This is a genomic window from Salinimonas chungwhensis DSM 16280 (genome assembly GCF_000378185.1).
GTDB lineage: Bacteria > Pseudomonadota > Gammaproteobacteria > Enterobacterales > Alteromonadaceae > Alteromonas > Alteromonas chungwhensis.
Genome location: NZ_KB899378.1, coordinates 49256 through 66354 on the forward strand (window position 1 = coordinate 49256; position 17099 = coordinate 66354).

General features: G+C 48.0%; 13 protein-coding genes. 4 read left to right on the forward strand and 9 right to left on the reverse strand.

All coding sequences use genetic code 11. From position 1 onward, the window contains the following. Nucleotides 1–184: 184 nt before the first annotated feature. Nucleotides 185–1165 (forward strand): universal stress protein, encoded by a 981-nt coding sequence (locus F458_RS0107075; RefSeq protein ID WP_018982699.1) that lies wholly within the window; start codon nt 185–187, stop codon nt 1163–1165. A 61-nt stretch (nt 1166–1226) separates the two neighbouring features. Here the strand turns inward: F458_RS0107075 and F458_RS0107080 are convergent, their stop codons facing one another. From F458_RS0107080 to F458_RS0107100, 5 genes are all read right to left on the reverse strand, one after another. Next, on the reverse strand, nt 1227–2498 hold the full coding sequence (locus F458_RS0107080) for an inorganic phosphate transporter (RefSeq protein WP_018982700.1): 1272 nt from the start codon (nt 2496–2498) through the stop codon (nt 1227–1229). Between the two features lie 288 nt (nt 2499–2786). Further along, entirely contained in the window at nt 2787–3503 is a 717-nt protein-coding gene (gene phoU, locus F458_RS0107085; RefSeq protein ID WP_018982701.1) for a phosphate signaling complex protein PhoU, read from the reverse strand. A gap of 11 nt (nt 3504–3514) precedes the next feature. After that, the gene (pstB, locus tag F458_RS0107090; RefSeq protein WP_018982702.1) at nt 3515–4321 is read right to left on the reverse strand and encodes a phosphate ABC transporter ATP-binding protein PstB; all 807 of its coding nucleotides are present in this window, start codon (nt 4319–4321) and stop codon (nt 3515–3517) included. A gap of 3 nt (nt 4322–4324) precedes the next feature. Further along, on the reverse strand, nt 4325–5896 hold the full coding sequence (gene pstA / locus F458_RS0107095; protein ID WP_018982703.1) for a phosphate ABC transporter permease PstA: 1572 nt from the start codon (nt 5894–5896) through the stop codon (nt 4325–4327). Next, on the reverse strand, nt 5889–8033 hold the full coding sequence (locus tag F458_RS0107100) for an ABC transporter permease subunit (protein ID WP_026294554.1): 2145 nt from the start codon (nt 8031–8033) through the stop codon (nt 5889–5891). Before F458_RS0107100 ends, pstA begins: the two co-directional genes overlap by 8 nt. A 158-nt stretch (nt 8034–8191) precedes the next feature. On the opposite strand from F458_RS0107100, the gene F458_RS0107105 reads away from it, so the two are divergent. The 3 genes from F458_RS0107105 to ppx all read left to right on the forward strand — a co-directional run bounded on the left by F458_RS0107105 (nt 8192) and on the right by ppx (nt 12380). Next, nucleotides 8192–8698 carry a glycine cleavage system protein R gene (locus F458_RS0107105; protein WP_018982706.1) on the forward strand — a complete coding sequence of 169 codons (507 nt, stop codon included), beginning with the start codon at nt 8192–8194 and terminating at the stop codon, nt 8696–8698. A gap of 77 nt (nt 8699–8775) precedes the next feature. Next, on the forward strand, nt 8776–10842 hold the full coding sequence (gene ppk1, locus F458_RS0107110; protein WP_026294555.1) for a polyphosphate kinase 1: 2067 nt from the start codon (nt 8776–8778) through the stop codon (nt 10840–10842). 8 nt (nt 10843–10850) lie between these two features. Next, complete coding sequence (ppx, locus tag F458_RS0107115; RefSeq protein WP_018982708.1) at nt 10851–12380, forward strand: exopolyphosphatase; 1530 nt, start codon at nt 10851–10853, stop codon at nt 12378–12380. Here the strand turns inward: ppx and F458_RS20075 are convergent. From F458_RS20075 to epd, 4 genes are all read right to left on the reverse strand, one after another. Beyond that, entirely contained in the window at nt 12341–13540 is a 1200-nt protein-coding gene (locus F458_RS20075; RefSeq protein ID WP_018982709.1) for a GGDEF domain-containing protein, read from the reverse strand. The genes ppx and F458_RS20075 overlap by 40 nt on opposite strands. A gap of 293 nt (nt 13541–13833) precedes the next feature. Beyond that, the gene (locus F458_RS0107130; RefSeq protein ID WP_018982710.1) at nt 13834–14733 is read right to left on the reverse strand and encodes a fructose bisphosphate aldolase; all 900 of its coding nucleotides are present in this window, start codon (nt 14731–14733) and stop codon (nt 13834–13836) included. A 114-nt stretch (nt 14734–14847) separates the two neighbouring features. Then, complete coding sequence (locus tag F458_RS0107135; RefSeq protein ID WP_018982711.1) at nt 14848–16023, reverse strand: phosphoglycerate kinase; 1176 nt, start codon at nt 16021–16023, stop codon at nt 14848–14850. Nucleotides 16024–16076: 53 nt separating this feature from the next. Next, entirely contained in the window at nt 16077–17096 is a 1020-nt protein-coding gene (epd, locus tag F458_RS0107140) for an erythrose-4-phosphate dehydrogenase (RefSeq protein ID WP_018982712.1), read from the reverse strand. Nucleotides 17097–17099 lie beyond the last annotated feature (3 nt).

Below are 17099 nucleotides of genomic sequence, written 5' to 3' on the forward strand. Positions count from 1 at the left end.
AAATGGGTGGTTACATTAAAAGTACATTCCGGATCAGGTGTGACTTTCACTAATTATTCATAGTGCATGTGCAGTCTTTGGGCAGTTTGGATGTATAATTAATCTAAAGCATTTGGGTCACTCGTACCCATTTTTATATGAAGCAAGTTGATGAATTCGTTGAATAAGCACTCATGAGGAAATTATGAAGGGACATTTTACCAACATTGTTTGTGTGCTTAACGATACACACAAACAGGATGAAGTTGTCGCGCAGGCGATACACGTTGCCAAGCGTCATCAGGCGAAGCTGACAGTTGTGCTAAAACTTGATGCCCTGCCCCCAAATGCAAAGATGGTGATGCAGTCTTTCGCCTATCTGGAAACGCAAACCAGCATTGAGAGCTCAGCCGGTGTTTGGCTAAATGATAAAGCAGAGAGCTGGCGGGAAAAATATCCCCTGGACACTGAAGTAAGGATTGGCGAAAACACAAACGACTTCATCCGTTATGTGGTTGAAACCGGGTTTGATCTGGTTATCAAGTTGTCCGAAGCTGATTTTCTTGAACGGCTGTTCGGCAGTGATGATATGAATTTGCTTAGAAAATGCCCCTGCCCCATCTGGGTCGTTCATCGGGGCAATAGCCGTCAATACGACACAGTGGTAGCTTGTCTGGACCTTAACTATCATTATCCGGAGCATGAAATATCAGTACGTAGGAGCCTGAACCTCGATATCCTGCGCTACGCAGCGCAGGTCGCATTAATGGAGTTTGCCCAGCTTCATATCGTGCATGTCTACGACGCGGTGCCGGAAAATATCGCCCGGGGAGGATTTATATCCGTTGATGATAATCACCTGACTAGTGATCTGCATGATATCTACGCTGAGCGAGATACCGAATTAGAGCGGCTACTTAACCAATTAGATGAAGAGCTCGACGAAGGTGCACTGGAGTATCTGGCGCCACAGCGGCATATTATTCACGGCTATCCCCGGCGAGAAATTGCTGCCACAGCACGCTCATTAGGGGCAAAGGCTGTAATAATGGGTACGGTAGCGCGAATTGGCGTGCCCGGTTTCATCATGGGCGGCACTGCCGAAGAAACCATTGGTCAGCTGGATTGCGCGGTACTTGGAATCAAGCCTGAAGGCTTCATTTCTCCAGTAAATGAATCATCCTGACCAGACTCTCAATTAAAAAAGCCCCGGTGTAATACCGGGGCTTTTTTGTGCTCAGCCATATTTACGCGACGTTAAATACACCTTTAAGCAGATAGAAGAAAATAATTGATAAAATCGCGCCTGCCGGTAACGTGATAATCCATGACACCACGATGTTTCTGACAATGCCCAGATTAAGAGCCGATACGCCACGTGCCATACCTACACCCAGCACCGCACCCACCAATGTCTGGGTGGTTGAAATAGGCAATCCTGTCCCTGACGCAATAACCACGGTACATGCCGCCGCAAGCTCGGCGGCAAAGCCGCGGCTTGGAGTAAGGTGCGTGATGCCCTGCCCAATAGTTTTAATTACCCGATGACCAAACAATGCCAGACCGGCTACGATACCTAAACCGCCTAACGGTAATATCCATGGAGCCAGCGTCGAGTTTGAATTAATCTCACCACCAGCACTAACCACACTGACCACTGCGGCCAGCGGTCCAATCGCATTGGCCACATCATTTGAGCCGTGAGCAAAAGCCATGCAACAGGCAGTAACCACCATAAGAATAGCAAATACTTTTTCTACGTTGGCAGTTTGCAGGTCCGCATCATGGGACTCACTATAGTGCACTTTTTTAATCCAATATTTGCCCAGCATCGCCAACAAAATACCCACGGCAATGGCCAGCAAATAGCCGTTTAGCGTAGACAACTCAAGGCCGACGTGCTTAAGGCCTTTCTTGATAGTGACCAAAGACATAACAAAACCCGCCAGAGCCATGTAAAAAGGTACATAGCGTTTGGCATTTTCCAGCGGTTTATCTGTGCTGAAAATAAGCTTCTGGGCACTCATGAAGATTAAGTAAGCAATGATACCGGAAATTGCCGGCGTCACTACCCAGCTCCCCACTATTCCACCGACTTTGGCCCATGACACTGCATCCATGCTAACACCGGTGGCTGTAAAGCCAACGATGGCACCGATAATTGAGTGTGTTGTTGAAACCGGCCAGCCCAGCCAGGACGCCAGGGCAAGCCATATACCGGCGGCGAACAGTGAAGCAATCATCCCCAGGACGAGATAATCGGGTTTATCCACGAAGTAAGCGGTGTCAATAATGCCTTTTCGAATAGTAGAGGTCACCTCACCACCAGCCAGATAAGCGCCGGCAAACTCGAAAATCATCGCAATAACGATGGCTTGCTTAATGGTTAATGCTTTCGAACCAACAGAGGTTCCCATCGCATTGGCTACATCATTGGCGCCAATTCCCCACGCCATGATAAATCCTACGGCAGCTGCCAGCAGAATAAGAGTCGTTCCATAATTTTGCAGAAGTTCCACAGGTAAGTGCTCCTGAATTATTTATGGCTGACGCCAGTTTGCGATTGGCGCAGGAAGTAAATTTTTTGCCTCAGCGGGCAAGCGAAAAATGCTTTGGTACGAACTAGTATTATCTTTACGCATAGGTCAATAATTAAACTGATCTCGTTTTGGCAGCGCGCATGATAACGTAATCATTACCGATGCCATAGTCCCGTAATGAGTAAATAGCGAAATTTAGGAAAAAGTTTCGTCACTTGTCGATTTTAGACGCAATTGTTTCACTTTTATGACATTCCGGCTATCTGATTACTCAAGATTTTCCAGTGTCTGACTAAGATTCTCCAACGGCGTGTGTCGAATATCTTCACCTCGGGCCAGCGTGACCACATATTCACAAATATTTTTGCAGCGATCGCCGACTCGTTCCAGTGAGCGGAGGGCCCAGAGAATTTCAAGCCAGTCTTGCATTGACTCGGAACTGTTTTCCATTTCCTTCACAATGTAAGCCAGCAGTAGCTTATACTCACTGTCTATTCGATTGTCCTGGTCATAAACCTCCAGTGCAGCATTGTCGTCCTGTCTGGCGAACGCATCAAAGGTTCCTCGCATCATCGCGACCACTTTCTCACCGATAGACAGCATGCTGCTTTTAACAGATTCTGATTGGGGTATTTTTTGTTTGGTCACCAGTCTGGCCATGCGCTCAATTTCGTCACCCATGCGTTCAATATCGGTGATAGCTTTTGAAATAATCATGACCAAACGTAAATCGGAAGCTGTCGGATGACGCTTGGCAATGATACGCATACATTCCTGATCGATCTGAATTTCCATAGAGTTAATTCGCAGGTCATTCAGGGCGACTTTTTCGGCAAGTCCGCTATGGTTCAGACGAATGGCTTTGAGCGTATCGATAAGCTGCTGCTCGACTTCGCCGCCCATGGTCATTACGGAGTTACGCAGGTTCTCCAGCTCAGTGTTAAATTTGCCCGATATATGGGTGTTAAATGCAACCTGTCTCATTGTTATTACTCCTAGCCGTACCGGCCGGTAATATAGTCTTCGGTCTGTTTCTGTTGTGGCGTGGTGAATAGCGTATCACTGTCACTGTATTCAATTAACCGGCCCTGATGTAAAAACGCAGTATAGTCAGATACCCGCGCGGCCTGCTGCATATTGTGGGTAACAATAATGATGGTGCAGCGACTTTTTAATTCAGCAATAAGCTCTTCGATGTACAGGGTGGTGAGTGGGTCGAGGGCTGATGTTGGCTCGTCGAGTAAGAGAATATCGGGCTTAAGTGCCAGTGCTCTGGCGATTACTAACCTTTGCTGCTGGCCACCGGACAAAATTGCAGCAGAATCAAACAAGCGATCTTTCACTTCTTTCCACAATGCGGCGTCTTTTAATGCACTTTCCACTGCATCATCTAATTGACGACGAACCTTTATGCCCTGCAGCTTGAGGCCATAACAGACATTGTCATAAATACTCATCGGAAAGGGGTTGGGCCGCTGAAACACCATGCCGACCTGGGTGCGCAGCTCGGAAACATTTTGTTTTTTATGAGTAATATCCCGCTGGCCTATGAATATCTGTCCCTGGTACCGACAGTGGGGATTCAAATCATTCATGCGGTTAAATGCACTGATAAGGGTCGACTTGCCGCAGCCGCTTTGCCCTATAAAGGCGGTAACCCGGTTTTTTGGGACCCGCATGCTGATATTTTCCAGCACGTGTTTGGTGCCAAATTGCAGGCTGAGATTTTCAACCCGAATAGCGGTAAGGTCATCAGAGAGATTGTCTAAATCCAGATATTCATGATCAAATAGGGTTAACATGCCTTACCTTTTTTCGTAGCGTCTGCGTAGCCTGGACCGTAACAATACTGCCAGAATATTGAGAATAAAAACCACCACCAGCAGTAGTAAACAGGCGGCAAACATCATGGAGGCACTTTTTGCATCGGTTTGACTGTGAAACGCCCCATCGTAGATTAACACTCCAAGATGCATAAACTGGCGCTCCAGGTGCAAGTATGGAAACTCACCATCAATTGGCAAATTGGGCGCAAACTTAACCGCGCCTACCAGCATCAGCGGCGCAACTTCGCCGGCAGCACGGGCGATGGCCAGAATGACCCCTGTCATAATTCCCGGTGATGCCATAGGTAAAATGGTATGCCATACCGTTTCGGCCTTGGTCGCGCCCAACGCATAGCTACCGGCTTTCAGATCCTGCGGGACATTACGAAGCCCCTCTTCAGTAGCCACTATAACTACCGGCAGTGTCAATATTGCCATAGTAAGCGCCGCCCAGAACACCCCTGGCGTACCCATTGTGGGCGCGGGCAATGTGTCGCGGAAAAAAAGTGCATCAAGACTTCCGCCCACACCATATATAAAAAATCCCAGTCCGAATACGCCATACACAATTGAAGGTACACCTGCCATATTGCTGACACAAATGCGGATAACTGACGTTAACGTTGTATCTGCCGCATATTCATTGAGATATACCGCTGCCATGACACCAAACGGGGCCACAATAATGGTCATTAAAAACACCATTAGCACAGTACCAAACAGCGCAGGAAAGACCCCGCCCGCCGTATTTGCCTGCTTCGGTGACTCGGATAAAAAGCGTCCTACCCGTTTAACAGCCACAGTCAGTTTTTCTGCAAATGACAAGCGGCTGGTATAATCGATACTGTACAACGTATTCAGGGGTAATGTTGTTTCATAGCCGTCAGCCAGACGCACTTGCATCCGATAACTGTCTCGTTGTGATTCCAGTGCCAGCACCTGGGCATGCCATTTATCAAATGCCTGATTTAAGCGCGCCCGCGCCGGCGCCGCGTCACTGACCTGCCGACTGTCCAGTTCAGTGAGCTGAAGATGAATGTCACTAAGAACATTTTCGCGCAGCTCCGCGATACGCTGCTCAATCGTCGCGACTTTGTCACGCACTGCATCAAGCCTTAGTATACTGACCGGAGCATCATCTGGCAGCATTACCGATACAGGCTCAGCCAGCATCACTCGCCCATCTTTAAGGGCAATGCGCGCAGCATTTTTGGCCGGACGCGCTGATTGCATCCAGCTTTCTTCGATCAGACTCTGGTGTGCAAAGGGCGAGGCAGCATCTGAATAATACAGCCAGTATACCCTCGTATCCTCCTGCTGATATTCGCTTTCAATTTGACCAAAGACCACTCTGGCCTGCCCCTGCGGCGAAATATATTCTACCCGCTGTACTTCTTTGGGCCAGAAGTAGCCACCGCCGCGAGCAGCAATAAGCATTACAATGCTGACCATTGCCAGTAGCAATACCCCGGTGAAAAAAGCCCCTGCCCCGATAAAAAATGCCTGACGCTGACCTGATGACAATAAGCGCTTTAAAAGGTTACTAATCATCGCCAAGACGCCTGCGTAGTCGTTGTCGCAAAAGCTCCGCCACGGTGTTCACTACGAAAGTAAAGGTAAACAAAATACAGGCGGTAAAAAACAATATCTGATAGTGAGTACTTCCTACGTCTGCTTCCGGTAATTCTATTGTAAGGTTGGCGGTAAGTGCGCGCAGTCCCTCGAGTAAGTCCCAGGAGGCGATGGGCGTATTCCCGGTCACCATCAACACAATCATTGTCTCGCCAAATGCCCGGCCGAAACCGAACATAGTAGCCGCCATCATCCCGGGCATAGCCACATGCAGAACTACCCGCCTTAATGTTTGTAGCCGTGTGGCACCCAGTGCAAAAGAGGCGCGTTTCAGATCATCAGGTACACCGGCAATGGCATCTTCGGTTAATGAATAAATACTGGGGGAAATAGCGATCCCCAATGCAATGGCAACAACGATCGCTGTTTTGCCAACCGGACTGTGGGTGTGAGTCGACAACGCCGCAATGTCAGACTCGCCCATCACGCTTAAAACCCAGCCGGGCGCCCATACCATACTGATATATCCAAGCAGTAAAATACCCGCTATCGCTACCAGTAGCTCCAGGCCCGGCCGCCAGCTTGCCCAGCGCAAAGCGACGTATTGCTGAATAATCGCAGCCATAACCAGAATAAATGGCACGGTGACTAGGAAAAACGCAATACCAAATAACAGCTTGGCCGCCAGGGGTGAAAGCCAGATGGCAGCAATAAAACCAATCAACACAGAGGGAATTGCCTCCAGAAGTTCGATAGCCGGTTTCACCGCCTGCCGTAAACGGCTACGGGCAAAAAAACCAGTATAAATTGCAGCGCCCAAGGAAAGCGGGATAGCCACCAGCAAAGCCAGCAAAGAAGCCTTGAGACTGCCGATGATGAGCGGCGTAAGGCCAAACTTTTGTTCCTGAAAATCAGATGCGCTCGACGTTTGCCAGATGGGCCTGGGCGCAATGTAGCCTTCATACTGCTGAGGCACGAATAGTGAAGCCCACGTCGTAATACCAGACAAGTGGTCGATTTGATAGTGTGTTAACTGTGAAGAGGAAAATAAATAAAGACGATCGGCATACCAGCTCATCATCGGCGCAGGCACATTTATTGGTGTCTCGGAAACCACCTCACCACTCACGCGATTAAGAAGCAGTAAGTGCCCACTTTCGGTTGAAAGGGCCATGGCATTACTGCTGGGGTGTGCAGCCACTGCTAAGGGAGGGCCTTTAGAAGCAAAGGTATAAGTGGGTACAAATGACAACATTCCTTTATCGTTATGCAGCACCCAGCGGGTAACACTGGCGTCTTTGCTGGCAGTAAACAAAGTACGGTTTTTGGCAATGGTCTGCCACCAGACTATTGGCTCTGGCAGCTTAATCCGGTTCAGCGTATTGCCCTTCACATCGACAAATGAAAGCGCCTGATCGGTGAGCACTGCCAGCTGGCCAATGTTAGGCAGAGGTAATAATCGCGTTTTAGGTGGAAACCGCTGGTCATAAAAGCGAGTGGGATGATCCTGCTCAATCCAGCGCACTAATGTTGCCTCAGGTGAATCAATTATCGCCACTACCCATTTATCAGATAAGCTCACTCGCCAGTCGGAGCGCTGCTGCCATTGCGTTTTTGGCAGAGCAAAAGACAGGCCTAACTTGTCTTGCCAGCCTGACATGGTCGCCACCGCCTGATCATCTGCCTGACTGTGCAATCCTCTTACTGCGGAGAGCCGTAACAGACCTGATGCCGAAACGGTTACCAGATAATGCTCCCCAGCCAGAGTAACAACGTCAGCTTCGTGATCACAGGGCCGGCGCAAAGTCCGCGATATGGCCAGTTGATTGTGCTGCAGTTGCGCCAGGGCCACAGAGCATTGCTGAGTCATAAGCATCGCTGGTTGCCCTTCTGCCAAATCGCCGCCGCCGATAATCCGGGTATTATCAGGGGCTTTGAGGGTAACCTGTGCAGTAAGTTGTGGGGTCAGTGCCAGTGGCAGAGCCTGGCTAATAAGGTGAGCAATAAGCACGAGCATCGTCAGCAGCACCAAACCACCAAAGGCTTTCACCGCTATGCGCATTTGCGTATCTTTGCGCATGCGCTGTCGGGTTTTGGATTCAGTTGTGGAATTCATGCTGTTAACGGCGCTTTTTTTGATGCAAATTGCGGTGGTTAGCCGCCCATGATGTGGTATTTTAATCGCTATTATCAAGCGAAAGTTGTCTGGCAGCAACCGCAAACAAGACGGTGTTCGCCGACATTGTGTATTAACCCTCAACAACCGGAGTATTTATGCAGCCCGTCGTCATTTCAATTATGGGAAAAGATAAGAAAGGGATCGTAGATGCCGTGGCCAAAAGCGTATACCAACATGGCGGCAACTGGCAAAGCAGTAGTTTTGCACATATGGCGGGTATGTTCACCGGCTTCGTAGAAGTGCAGGTGCCAGAAGATCGCCATGAAGAACTGGTGGCCGCGCTAAACGGCATCACTGATTTGTCGGTACAGGCTGTTTCGCTTAAAAATACACAGGATAACCGGTCACAAACACTGACTGTAGAGGTCATGGGGAATGACAAGCCTGGCATTGTGCAGGAACTCACCACGACCCTTAATCAGTTTAATTTGAATATCGTAACTTTCGATTCTGGCTGTGAAAGCGCGCCAAACTGGGGCAGTCTCATGTTCAAAGCAACAGCCGTAGTCAGAGTCCCCGAAGAATTTGACGAAGTGCGCTTGCAATCCGCTCTGGAAGAGCTAGCCAACGATTTAGTGGTGGATATTTCCACCCAGCTGTAACCCGCAGGCCATGTCATCAGGGTGTCATGATTGATTGGCACCCTTGCGCTATTTTACTGAAAATCACAGAAGAGAATATGGAATCGCAGACCCTTTACTATTCTAAAGAACTAAGCTGGCTGGCGTTTAACGAGCGGGTATTGCAAGAGGCTGCAGATGAAAACAACCCGGCGGTTGAGCGCATTCGGTTTTTAGGTATTTATTCTAACAACCTTGACGAATTCTATCGGGTACGGGCGGCAGAAGTTAAACGCCTGATCACAATTGCTCAAAACGACGGTAGCGAGCGAGAGGCGGCTGAAAAAATCGCGTTGATGGAGCAAATCCAGCACAAGGTTGTCGCCTTGTCTGAAAAGTTTAATCAGATTCATAAAGACGTGGTTAAAAATCTTTCGCGATACAATATCTTTATTTTGCGTAAAGATGATCTTGATGAATATCAGCGTACCTGGGTACGTGACTTTTTTGTCAACAAAATACTACGGCATATCGCGCCCATTCTTATTGATAAAAAGACCGATTTGTTAAGCCGGTTAAATGGCACTGCGGTTTACCTTTATGTGGCGATTCGCCGTAAAGACCGCAATACTCGCTATGCTGCTTTGCAGGTACCCACTCAGGAAATGTCACGCTTTGTTCAGATCCCGCCGCAAAAAAGCCGCAAGAAAAAGCACATTGTTTTGCTGGACGATATTATTCAGTTGTGCCTGGAAGATATTTTTCGCGGATTTATCAAGTATGATTCGCTGGAAGCTTACTCGTTCAAAATGACCCGGGATAGTGAATATTCAATCAATGATGAGATTGATGAGAGCTACGTTGAAAAAATGTCTGAAAGCATGAAGCAGCGTTTGATTGCGGAGCCGGTCCGGGTTATCCACGACAATCAAATGCCCAGCGATATGGTTAAAGATTTACGCAAGCGTCTGAAAATCACCTCGCTGGATACGATGCACGCGGCAGGGCATTATCGCAATTTTAAAGACTTTATTGGTTTTCCTAATGTTGGTCGAGACTATCTGGAGCATCCAAAACTTCCGGCAATTGATACGCGGGAGTTTTCTAAATACAACACGGTATTCGACGCCATTTCTGCCCATGATATTTTGCTTTATTATCCGTATCATCGCTTTCTGCATTTTACCGAATTTGTCCGTCAGGCAGCGTTTGACCCCAATGTAAAATCCATCCGCATCAACATTTACCGAGTGGCCAGTAACTCACGCATTATTAACTCGTTAATTGATGCTGTAGACAACGGTAAAAAAGTGACGGTAGTGGTGGAACTACGGGCACGTTTTGATGAAGAGGCCAATATTGAGTGGTCCAAGCGAATGACAGATGCCGGTATTCGCGTGGTTCTGGGTGTACCGACGCTCAAAATTCACAGCAAACTCTGCCTGGTATCCCGGGAGGAAAAGGGGTCACTGATTCATTACGCCCATTTCGGTACGGGTAACTTCAATGAAAAAACGGCAAAAATCTACACCGACTTTAGCTTATTTACCCGCAACCAGGACCTGGCCGAGGAAGCGGTTAACGTCTTTGATTTAATCCAATATCCCTATCGGCGTTATAAATTCCAGCATCTGCAAATCTCCCCGCTTAATGCCCGGACCAAAATCCAGTCTTTGATTCGTCAGGAAATTCAGCACCTTAAAGAGGGTCACGATGCACAAATAACCTTCAAGCTGAATAATCTTGTCGACAAAGAACTCATCGACGATTTGTACCGCGCCAGTCAGGCGGGCGTCAAAATTCGTGGTCTGGTGCGTGGCATGTGCTCACTGATTCCCGGGTTACCAGGTATCAGCGACAATATTGAGCTCATTTCAATTGTTGACCGCTTTTTGGAACATCCCAGAGTTATGATTTTTGGCGGCGGCGGTGATCGTAAAGTATTTATTTCCTCGGCAGACTGGATGACCCGGAATATGGATAACCGCATTGAGGTAGGCTGTCCTATTTATGATAATCGCTTACAGCAACGTATTATTGATATTATTGAGTTACAATTTTGCGATACACTAAAAGCCAGACAAATCGACAAGGATCAGCGCAACCATTACGTACGCCGTGGCAACCGTAAAAAACTGCGCTCGCAGGTAGAAATCTATAGCTACCTGAAAAAACTGGAACAGTGAGTAGTTAAATGACACAACAAGAGTCGGCGCTGGTCAGCGTAGAGGGTCGAGACGTCAGTAAAGTGGCAGCGTTGGATATTGGATCTAACAGTTTTCACCTGGTAGTGGCACGTATCAATGCCGGCTCTGTGCAAATTCTGCATCGGGTCAAACAAAAAGTTAGACTTGCAAGCGGTCTTGATGCTGACAACATGCTCAGCGATGACGCGATCGAGCGTGGTTTGTCGATGTTAAAGGTGATTGGCGCAAGCCTCGAAGGATTTGAACCGGACTCCGTCAGGGTTGTGGCAACACACACTCTGCGCCGGGCTAAAAATGCCCGGCGTTTTATCAGAGAGGCCATGGAGGTCTTTCCCTATCCCATTGAAATTATCTCAGGTGAAGAAGAAGCCAGACTGATATATTCCGGCGTGGCCCATACCAGTCATACCGAGGGGCGGAGGCTAATTATTGATATCGGCGGCGGGTCGACGGAATTTGTCATTGGCAAGGCTTTTGACCCGGCCATTTGCTGTAGCCTCCAGATGGGCTGTGTATCGTATACTGAACGTTTTTTCGCTGACGGTAAACTTACTACCGCCGCATTTAACCGGGCCACAACTGCTGCTCAACAGGCGCTCGCTACCATGCAACCACGGCTGACTTCACTTGGCTGGCAAGATTGCATAGGTACTTCCGGCACCATAAAAACGCTGTTCAACCTGGCCCAGCGTGACCGCAGCAATGGTCACGCAGTGCCTATTACTCTAAAGAGTCTTAAATCCCTTGTAAAAGAGTTTGTAGCAGCTGGCCACATTGACAACCTTACCATGCCGGAAATCAGCGAAGACCGGCGTACAGTGGTTGCTGGCGGGCTTGCCATACTGACCGGGGTTTTCAAAATACTGAAAATAAAAGGTCTGCATTATTCCCCCGCCGCCCTTCGTGAAGGCGTGCTTTATCAGATGGAAGACGAACTGCACAATGCTGATATTCGCGGGCGTACTGCTGCCAGTCTGGCTACACGCTATGATATTGATACTGAACAGGCGAACATGGTATTGGGCACCTCGCGCTATTTGTTTCATCAGTGTGCCAAAGTATGGAAACTGAAACATCGTGATTTTCGCAGCATGCTAAGCTGGGCGGCAACGTTGCACGAAGTGGGGTTGCAGATTAATTCGCACGGTGTCCAGCGCCACTCTGCCTATATCTTAGCCAATGTGGACATGCCAGGTTTTACTCAAGAGCAGCAACAATTGCTGGCGACCCTGGTGCGTTTTTATCGCAAAAAAATAAAAACGGCAGAAATCCCTGAGTTCAACCAGTATGATGCTAAAAGCGTACGCCGCCTGATAGGCTTACTGAGACTGGCTGTTTTGTTAAATATCAAGCGGCAGCAGATGTTCCTGCCAGAATTTACTGCTGAAGTAACCAAGTCCAGTCTGACCATGATCTTTCCCGAAGACTGGCTGGCCCAGCGCCCCATCTTGTCGGCTGATCTTATGCAGGAGCAGGATTACTGGAAAGCCATTGACGTGGAGCTGACGGTAAAGTAAGGCGTTTGTTTTACTTTAACCTGGTTACGGCCTGAAAATTTAGCCTCGTAAAGTGCAGCGTCCGCCCGACTTATAGCCGCAAAAATATCATAGTCCTGGTGCACTGCTGCCACGCCAAACGAGGCACTCAAAGCTACTGTTTCTGACTCTGTCAGAAGGGGGTTATGCAAAATATTTAATCTTAATCGTTCAGCCAGAGCGACGGCATCGCCCAGGTCGCATCCGGGAAGTATAATCACAAACTCTTCGCCCCCTAGTCGAACCAACACATCGTCATTTTTCAATTCCGCCCGCAGCTGACTGGTAAAGTGGCGCAGCGCTTTGTCCCCCGCCAAATGACCGAATGTATCATTAATATGTTTAAATCGATCTATGTCGCTAAGCACCACACAAACCTTCTCACCGGACTGCTGCATAATGTTGCTAAAGTTATTCGAGTAATCCTGCAGGTATTTTCGATTATGGCACTTGGTCAACGAATCACTGTAAACCTGCTCTTGCAGGCGAACCACTAAAGAATGTACTACCGACGCTACCAACCCAAGCATTATATTGAGCATCAGCAGCACAATGAATCCGAACATATAAAATATTTTTCTGAGCTCTGAGACCTCTGAACTAACAAGATACAGAGGAAAACATGCTACGACCGCCAGACAGCACAAGAGTAATAATCGTGAAAGTAACCTGTCGCCGGCATTACGTTGGTCCATCAGTCGTTTCTGTAAAAAGGCTGATGCCAGCAAAGGCACAGCAGCATTCAGGGCCAACATTGCATCAATAACTGGACGTGAAATATCGTTTAAGTAGACCACCAGAGACCACATTTGCACCCATACCAAATGCGCCACAATTCCGGTTAGTTGACCTTTACTGAGTTGCTGTCCATGACGTTTTATTACAGTCATCAGCACCATATACCCAGCCAGCGTGAATATGACGCTACAGCCAGTTACATGAAGTGTATTGAACGACAATGCGCGCATGCATAAAAAAACGAACCCCACCCAGAGAAAGAGCAAGAACAGTCTGGCGTAATACCCGGATAATGCTTTTTGCGGGTGCGAAGGCGTCGGTAATGCATAGGTAAAAATTATCGCAGCCAGAGTAAAAACACCCAGCATAGCAATCTGAATAAATATAAGTGTAATGTCTTCCAAAGTACCTCACCTCTACGCTGTCCTGCTCACGGCCCTACCAGGGGTTAGCCTTTAAAAAACCACGATGGTCGGTTAGCAGAGTATGAGTGTAGGCTGCTATGTCCTATTTAAATATTGTTAATTAGTTGTATGACGCGAATGATCTATCAAGACACTTAGCACAAAAGCTGTGAAGAAAAGCAAGGCTGAATAAAGTGGATGAAGCGGAAAAGTATGGTGGTAAATGCCGACCCGGCAACTGAAAAATCGGTCACCGGAGCAGCACAGGCAATGTCTTTTAAATAAAATCGTAATTAGCTTTTTGAAGCCTGATAAATAGATTCGATGGCTTCATCCAGCGTTTTGTCAAACTCATCCTGAGATTGATCGGCGCTGATACTTTCTGTCAAAGCCCGGGAAAAGCTGGCAATCATTCCGTTGTTTTCAGTGAGCTTCTTATTGGCGTCATTGCGGCTATAGCCTCCTGACAGTGCAACCACCTTTATCACTTTAGGATGATCAATAAGCGCTTTGTAAAAATTGGCTGTTTCAGGAAGTGTCAGCTTAAGCATGACGTATTCACCGTCACCTAAAGACTCCAGTTGCTCAAGTATTTGCGTTTTAAGCATTGCTTCAGCGTCTGCTTTTTCAGGGCTGTGAATATCTACTTCCGGCTCGATAATTGGCACCAATCCGCCGGCGATGATTTGACGGCCGATTTCAAATTGTTGCTTAACCACTGCTTTGATTCCAGCTTCGTTCGCCAGTTTTATTACCGAACGCATTTTGGTCCCAAAGACGTGTTGATTATTAGCCTTTTCCAGTAATGAAACCAGTGAAGAAATAGGTTTCATTGTCTGAACCCCATCGGCTTCTTCGTTTAGGCCTTTGTCGACTTTTAAAAAAGGAACAATCTTTTTTTCTTCCCACAGATAACAGGCAGTGGATTTTCCTTCAATTTCACGATCCAGGGTGTTTTCGAACAGAATAGCGCCAAGAACACGGTCACCGTTGAAAGGCTGGCTGGTAATAATACGCGTACGCATTTGATGAACCATGTCGAACATTTCTTCATCATTGCTATACTGCGACTCATCCACGCCATATAGTCGAAGTGCTTTAGGCGTACTACCGCCACTTTGGTCCAGCGCCGCTATAAAACCGTCAGCTGTTTTGATTTTATCGAGCATATCGTGCTGTGCTTGTGATGCCATGGGCAACACTCCTTATTGTAACTGCTGAAATTAGCAGGTGTAGGGTTTATATTTTTTTCGGCGGACTTCACTGTCCGCCGACTGTTGCATACTTATTTTAAATAACAGTGCAAGTTATTGGTTTTTTTCTTCAAGCACTGCCACTGCCGGTAAGGTTTTACCTTCCAGAAACTCCAGAAAGGCCCCGCCACCGGTAGAGATATACGATATTTTATCAGCGATATCATATTTATCTACTGCCGCCAGCGTATCACCGCCACCCGCTATGGAAAAAGCATCACTTTCGGCGATAGCCTCGGCAATGCCTTTGGTCCCGGCCCCAAACTGGTCGAATTCAAATACGCCCACGGGGCCGTTCCAGACAATCGTACCGGCATTTTTAAGAATAGCTTTCAATGCGTCTGTGGATTCCGGACCAATGTCAAAAATCATATCATCATCAAGGACTTCTGAAACTGTTTTCAGGTGAGCAGGTTCATCTTCAGCAAACTGCTTACCGACCACAACATCGGTTGGGACGGGAATGTCCCCGCCGTTATCGCGCGCTTCCTGCATCAATGATTTGGCTTCATCCACTAAGTCTTTTTCCACCAGCGATTTACCGACATTGTGTCCATTTGCAGCGATAAAGGTATTGGCAATACCACCACCGACGATAAGCTGATCCACTTTTTCTGCCAGTGATTTAAGCACCGTAAGCTTGGTAGAAACTTTGGAGCCACCCACTATCGCCACCATGGGCCGCTTCGGATTATCTAACGCTTTACCCAACGCATCGAGCTCTGCTGCCAGCAATGGTCCCGCACATGCTCTGGGCGCAAATTTGGCCACGCCATGGGTCGACGCCTGCGCGCGATGGGCAGTACCAAAAGCGTCCATCACAAACAGATCACACAACGCAGCATACTGTTTAGCCAGGGTTTCATCATCGCTCTTTTCGCCGGTATTAAAACGGACATTTTCAAGGATCACCAACTGACCAGGCTGAATATCTACCCCATCCAGATAATCTTTGACAAGCTTGACCTCTGCATCGAGGGCGTCGTTGAGATAATCCACGACGGGCTGCAGTGAAAAAGCACTTTCAGGTTCGCCTTCGGTCGGGCGGCCCAAATGAGACATTACCATCACCGCAGCGCCATCATTCAATGCAGCTTTAATGGTCGGAATAGATGCCTTTATACGGGCATCGGAAATCACTTTGCCATCTTTCACAGGGACATTGAGATCCTGACGGATCAGAACGCGTTGGCCCTGTAATGAAAAGTCCTGCATAGTTGGAATAGCCATACTCTCTCCCTCATTAAGTTGTGGGCCACATGTTGTCACGTGGCACCGAAAATTTATTCAGTACTACCTGCATGATACATCGCCTGGGCGGTATCTATCATGCGATTTGCAAACCCCCACTCGTTGTCACACCAAACCAGTGTTTTAACCAGTTGTCCATGACTTACCCGAGTCTGCGTCCCGTCTACAATGCAGGAATGGGCATCATGATTAAAGTCCACTGAAACCAGCGGCTCTTCGGTATAATCCAGAATGCCGGATAAACGCCCCTGCTGGGCTTGTTTGAAGATTGCGTTGACCTCGTTGATACAGACTTTTTCAGCCAATGTCACGCTCAAATCCATTGCTGTAACATTGATGGTAGGTACGCGCACCGCGATGGCTTCAAATTTCCCGGCGAATTTAGGCAATATACGCTCAATACCGCGGGCCAGACGTGTGTCTACCGGAATAATCGATTGACTGGCAGCCCGGGTCCGGCGTAAATCATCGTGGTATGCATCAATAACCATCTGATCATGCATCGAAGAATGAATGGTGGTAATCGTTCCGCTTTGTACACCGAAATGTTTATCCAGAACCTGTATCACGGGGACGATGCAATTCGTGGTGCAGGAGCCATTGGATACCAGACGGTGCTCAGGCGCCAGAGTTTCCTCATTGCTGCCAAATATGACGGTGTTATCAAGATCATTGGTGCCGGGCTGGGAAAATAATACTTTCCCCGCACCGGCCTTAAGATGCTTTTCACCCGCAGAACGGTTGAAGTACACTCCGGTGCATTCGAGCACAATATCAACCGCCAGCTCCTGCCAGGGAAGTGCTTCAATGTGCGAATGAGCGGTCAGCGCGATGCTGTCTCCGGCCACCTGCAGTGCATTATTCTGGAGTTTTACTTCAAAGGGAAACCGCCCATGGGCGGTATCATATTTCAAAAGGTGGGCGATGCCCTCGGGTTTTGCGATTTCATTAATGGCCACGACCCGAATATGTTGATTGCGCCCTGTTTCATACAGAGCGCGCAACACATTCCGGCCGATGCGGCCGAAGCCATTGATGGCAATTCTTACCATGAA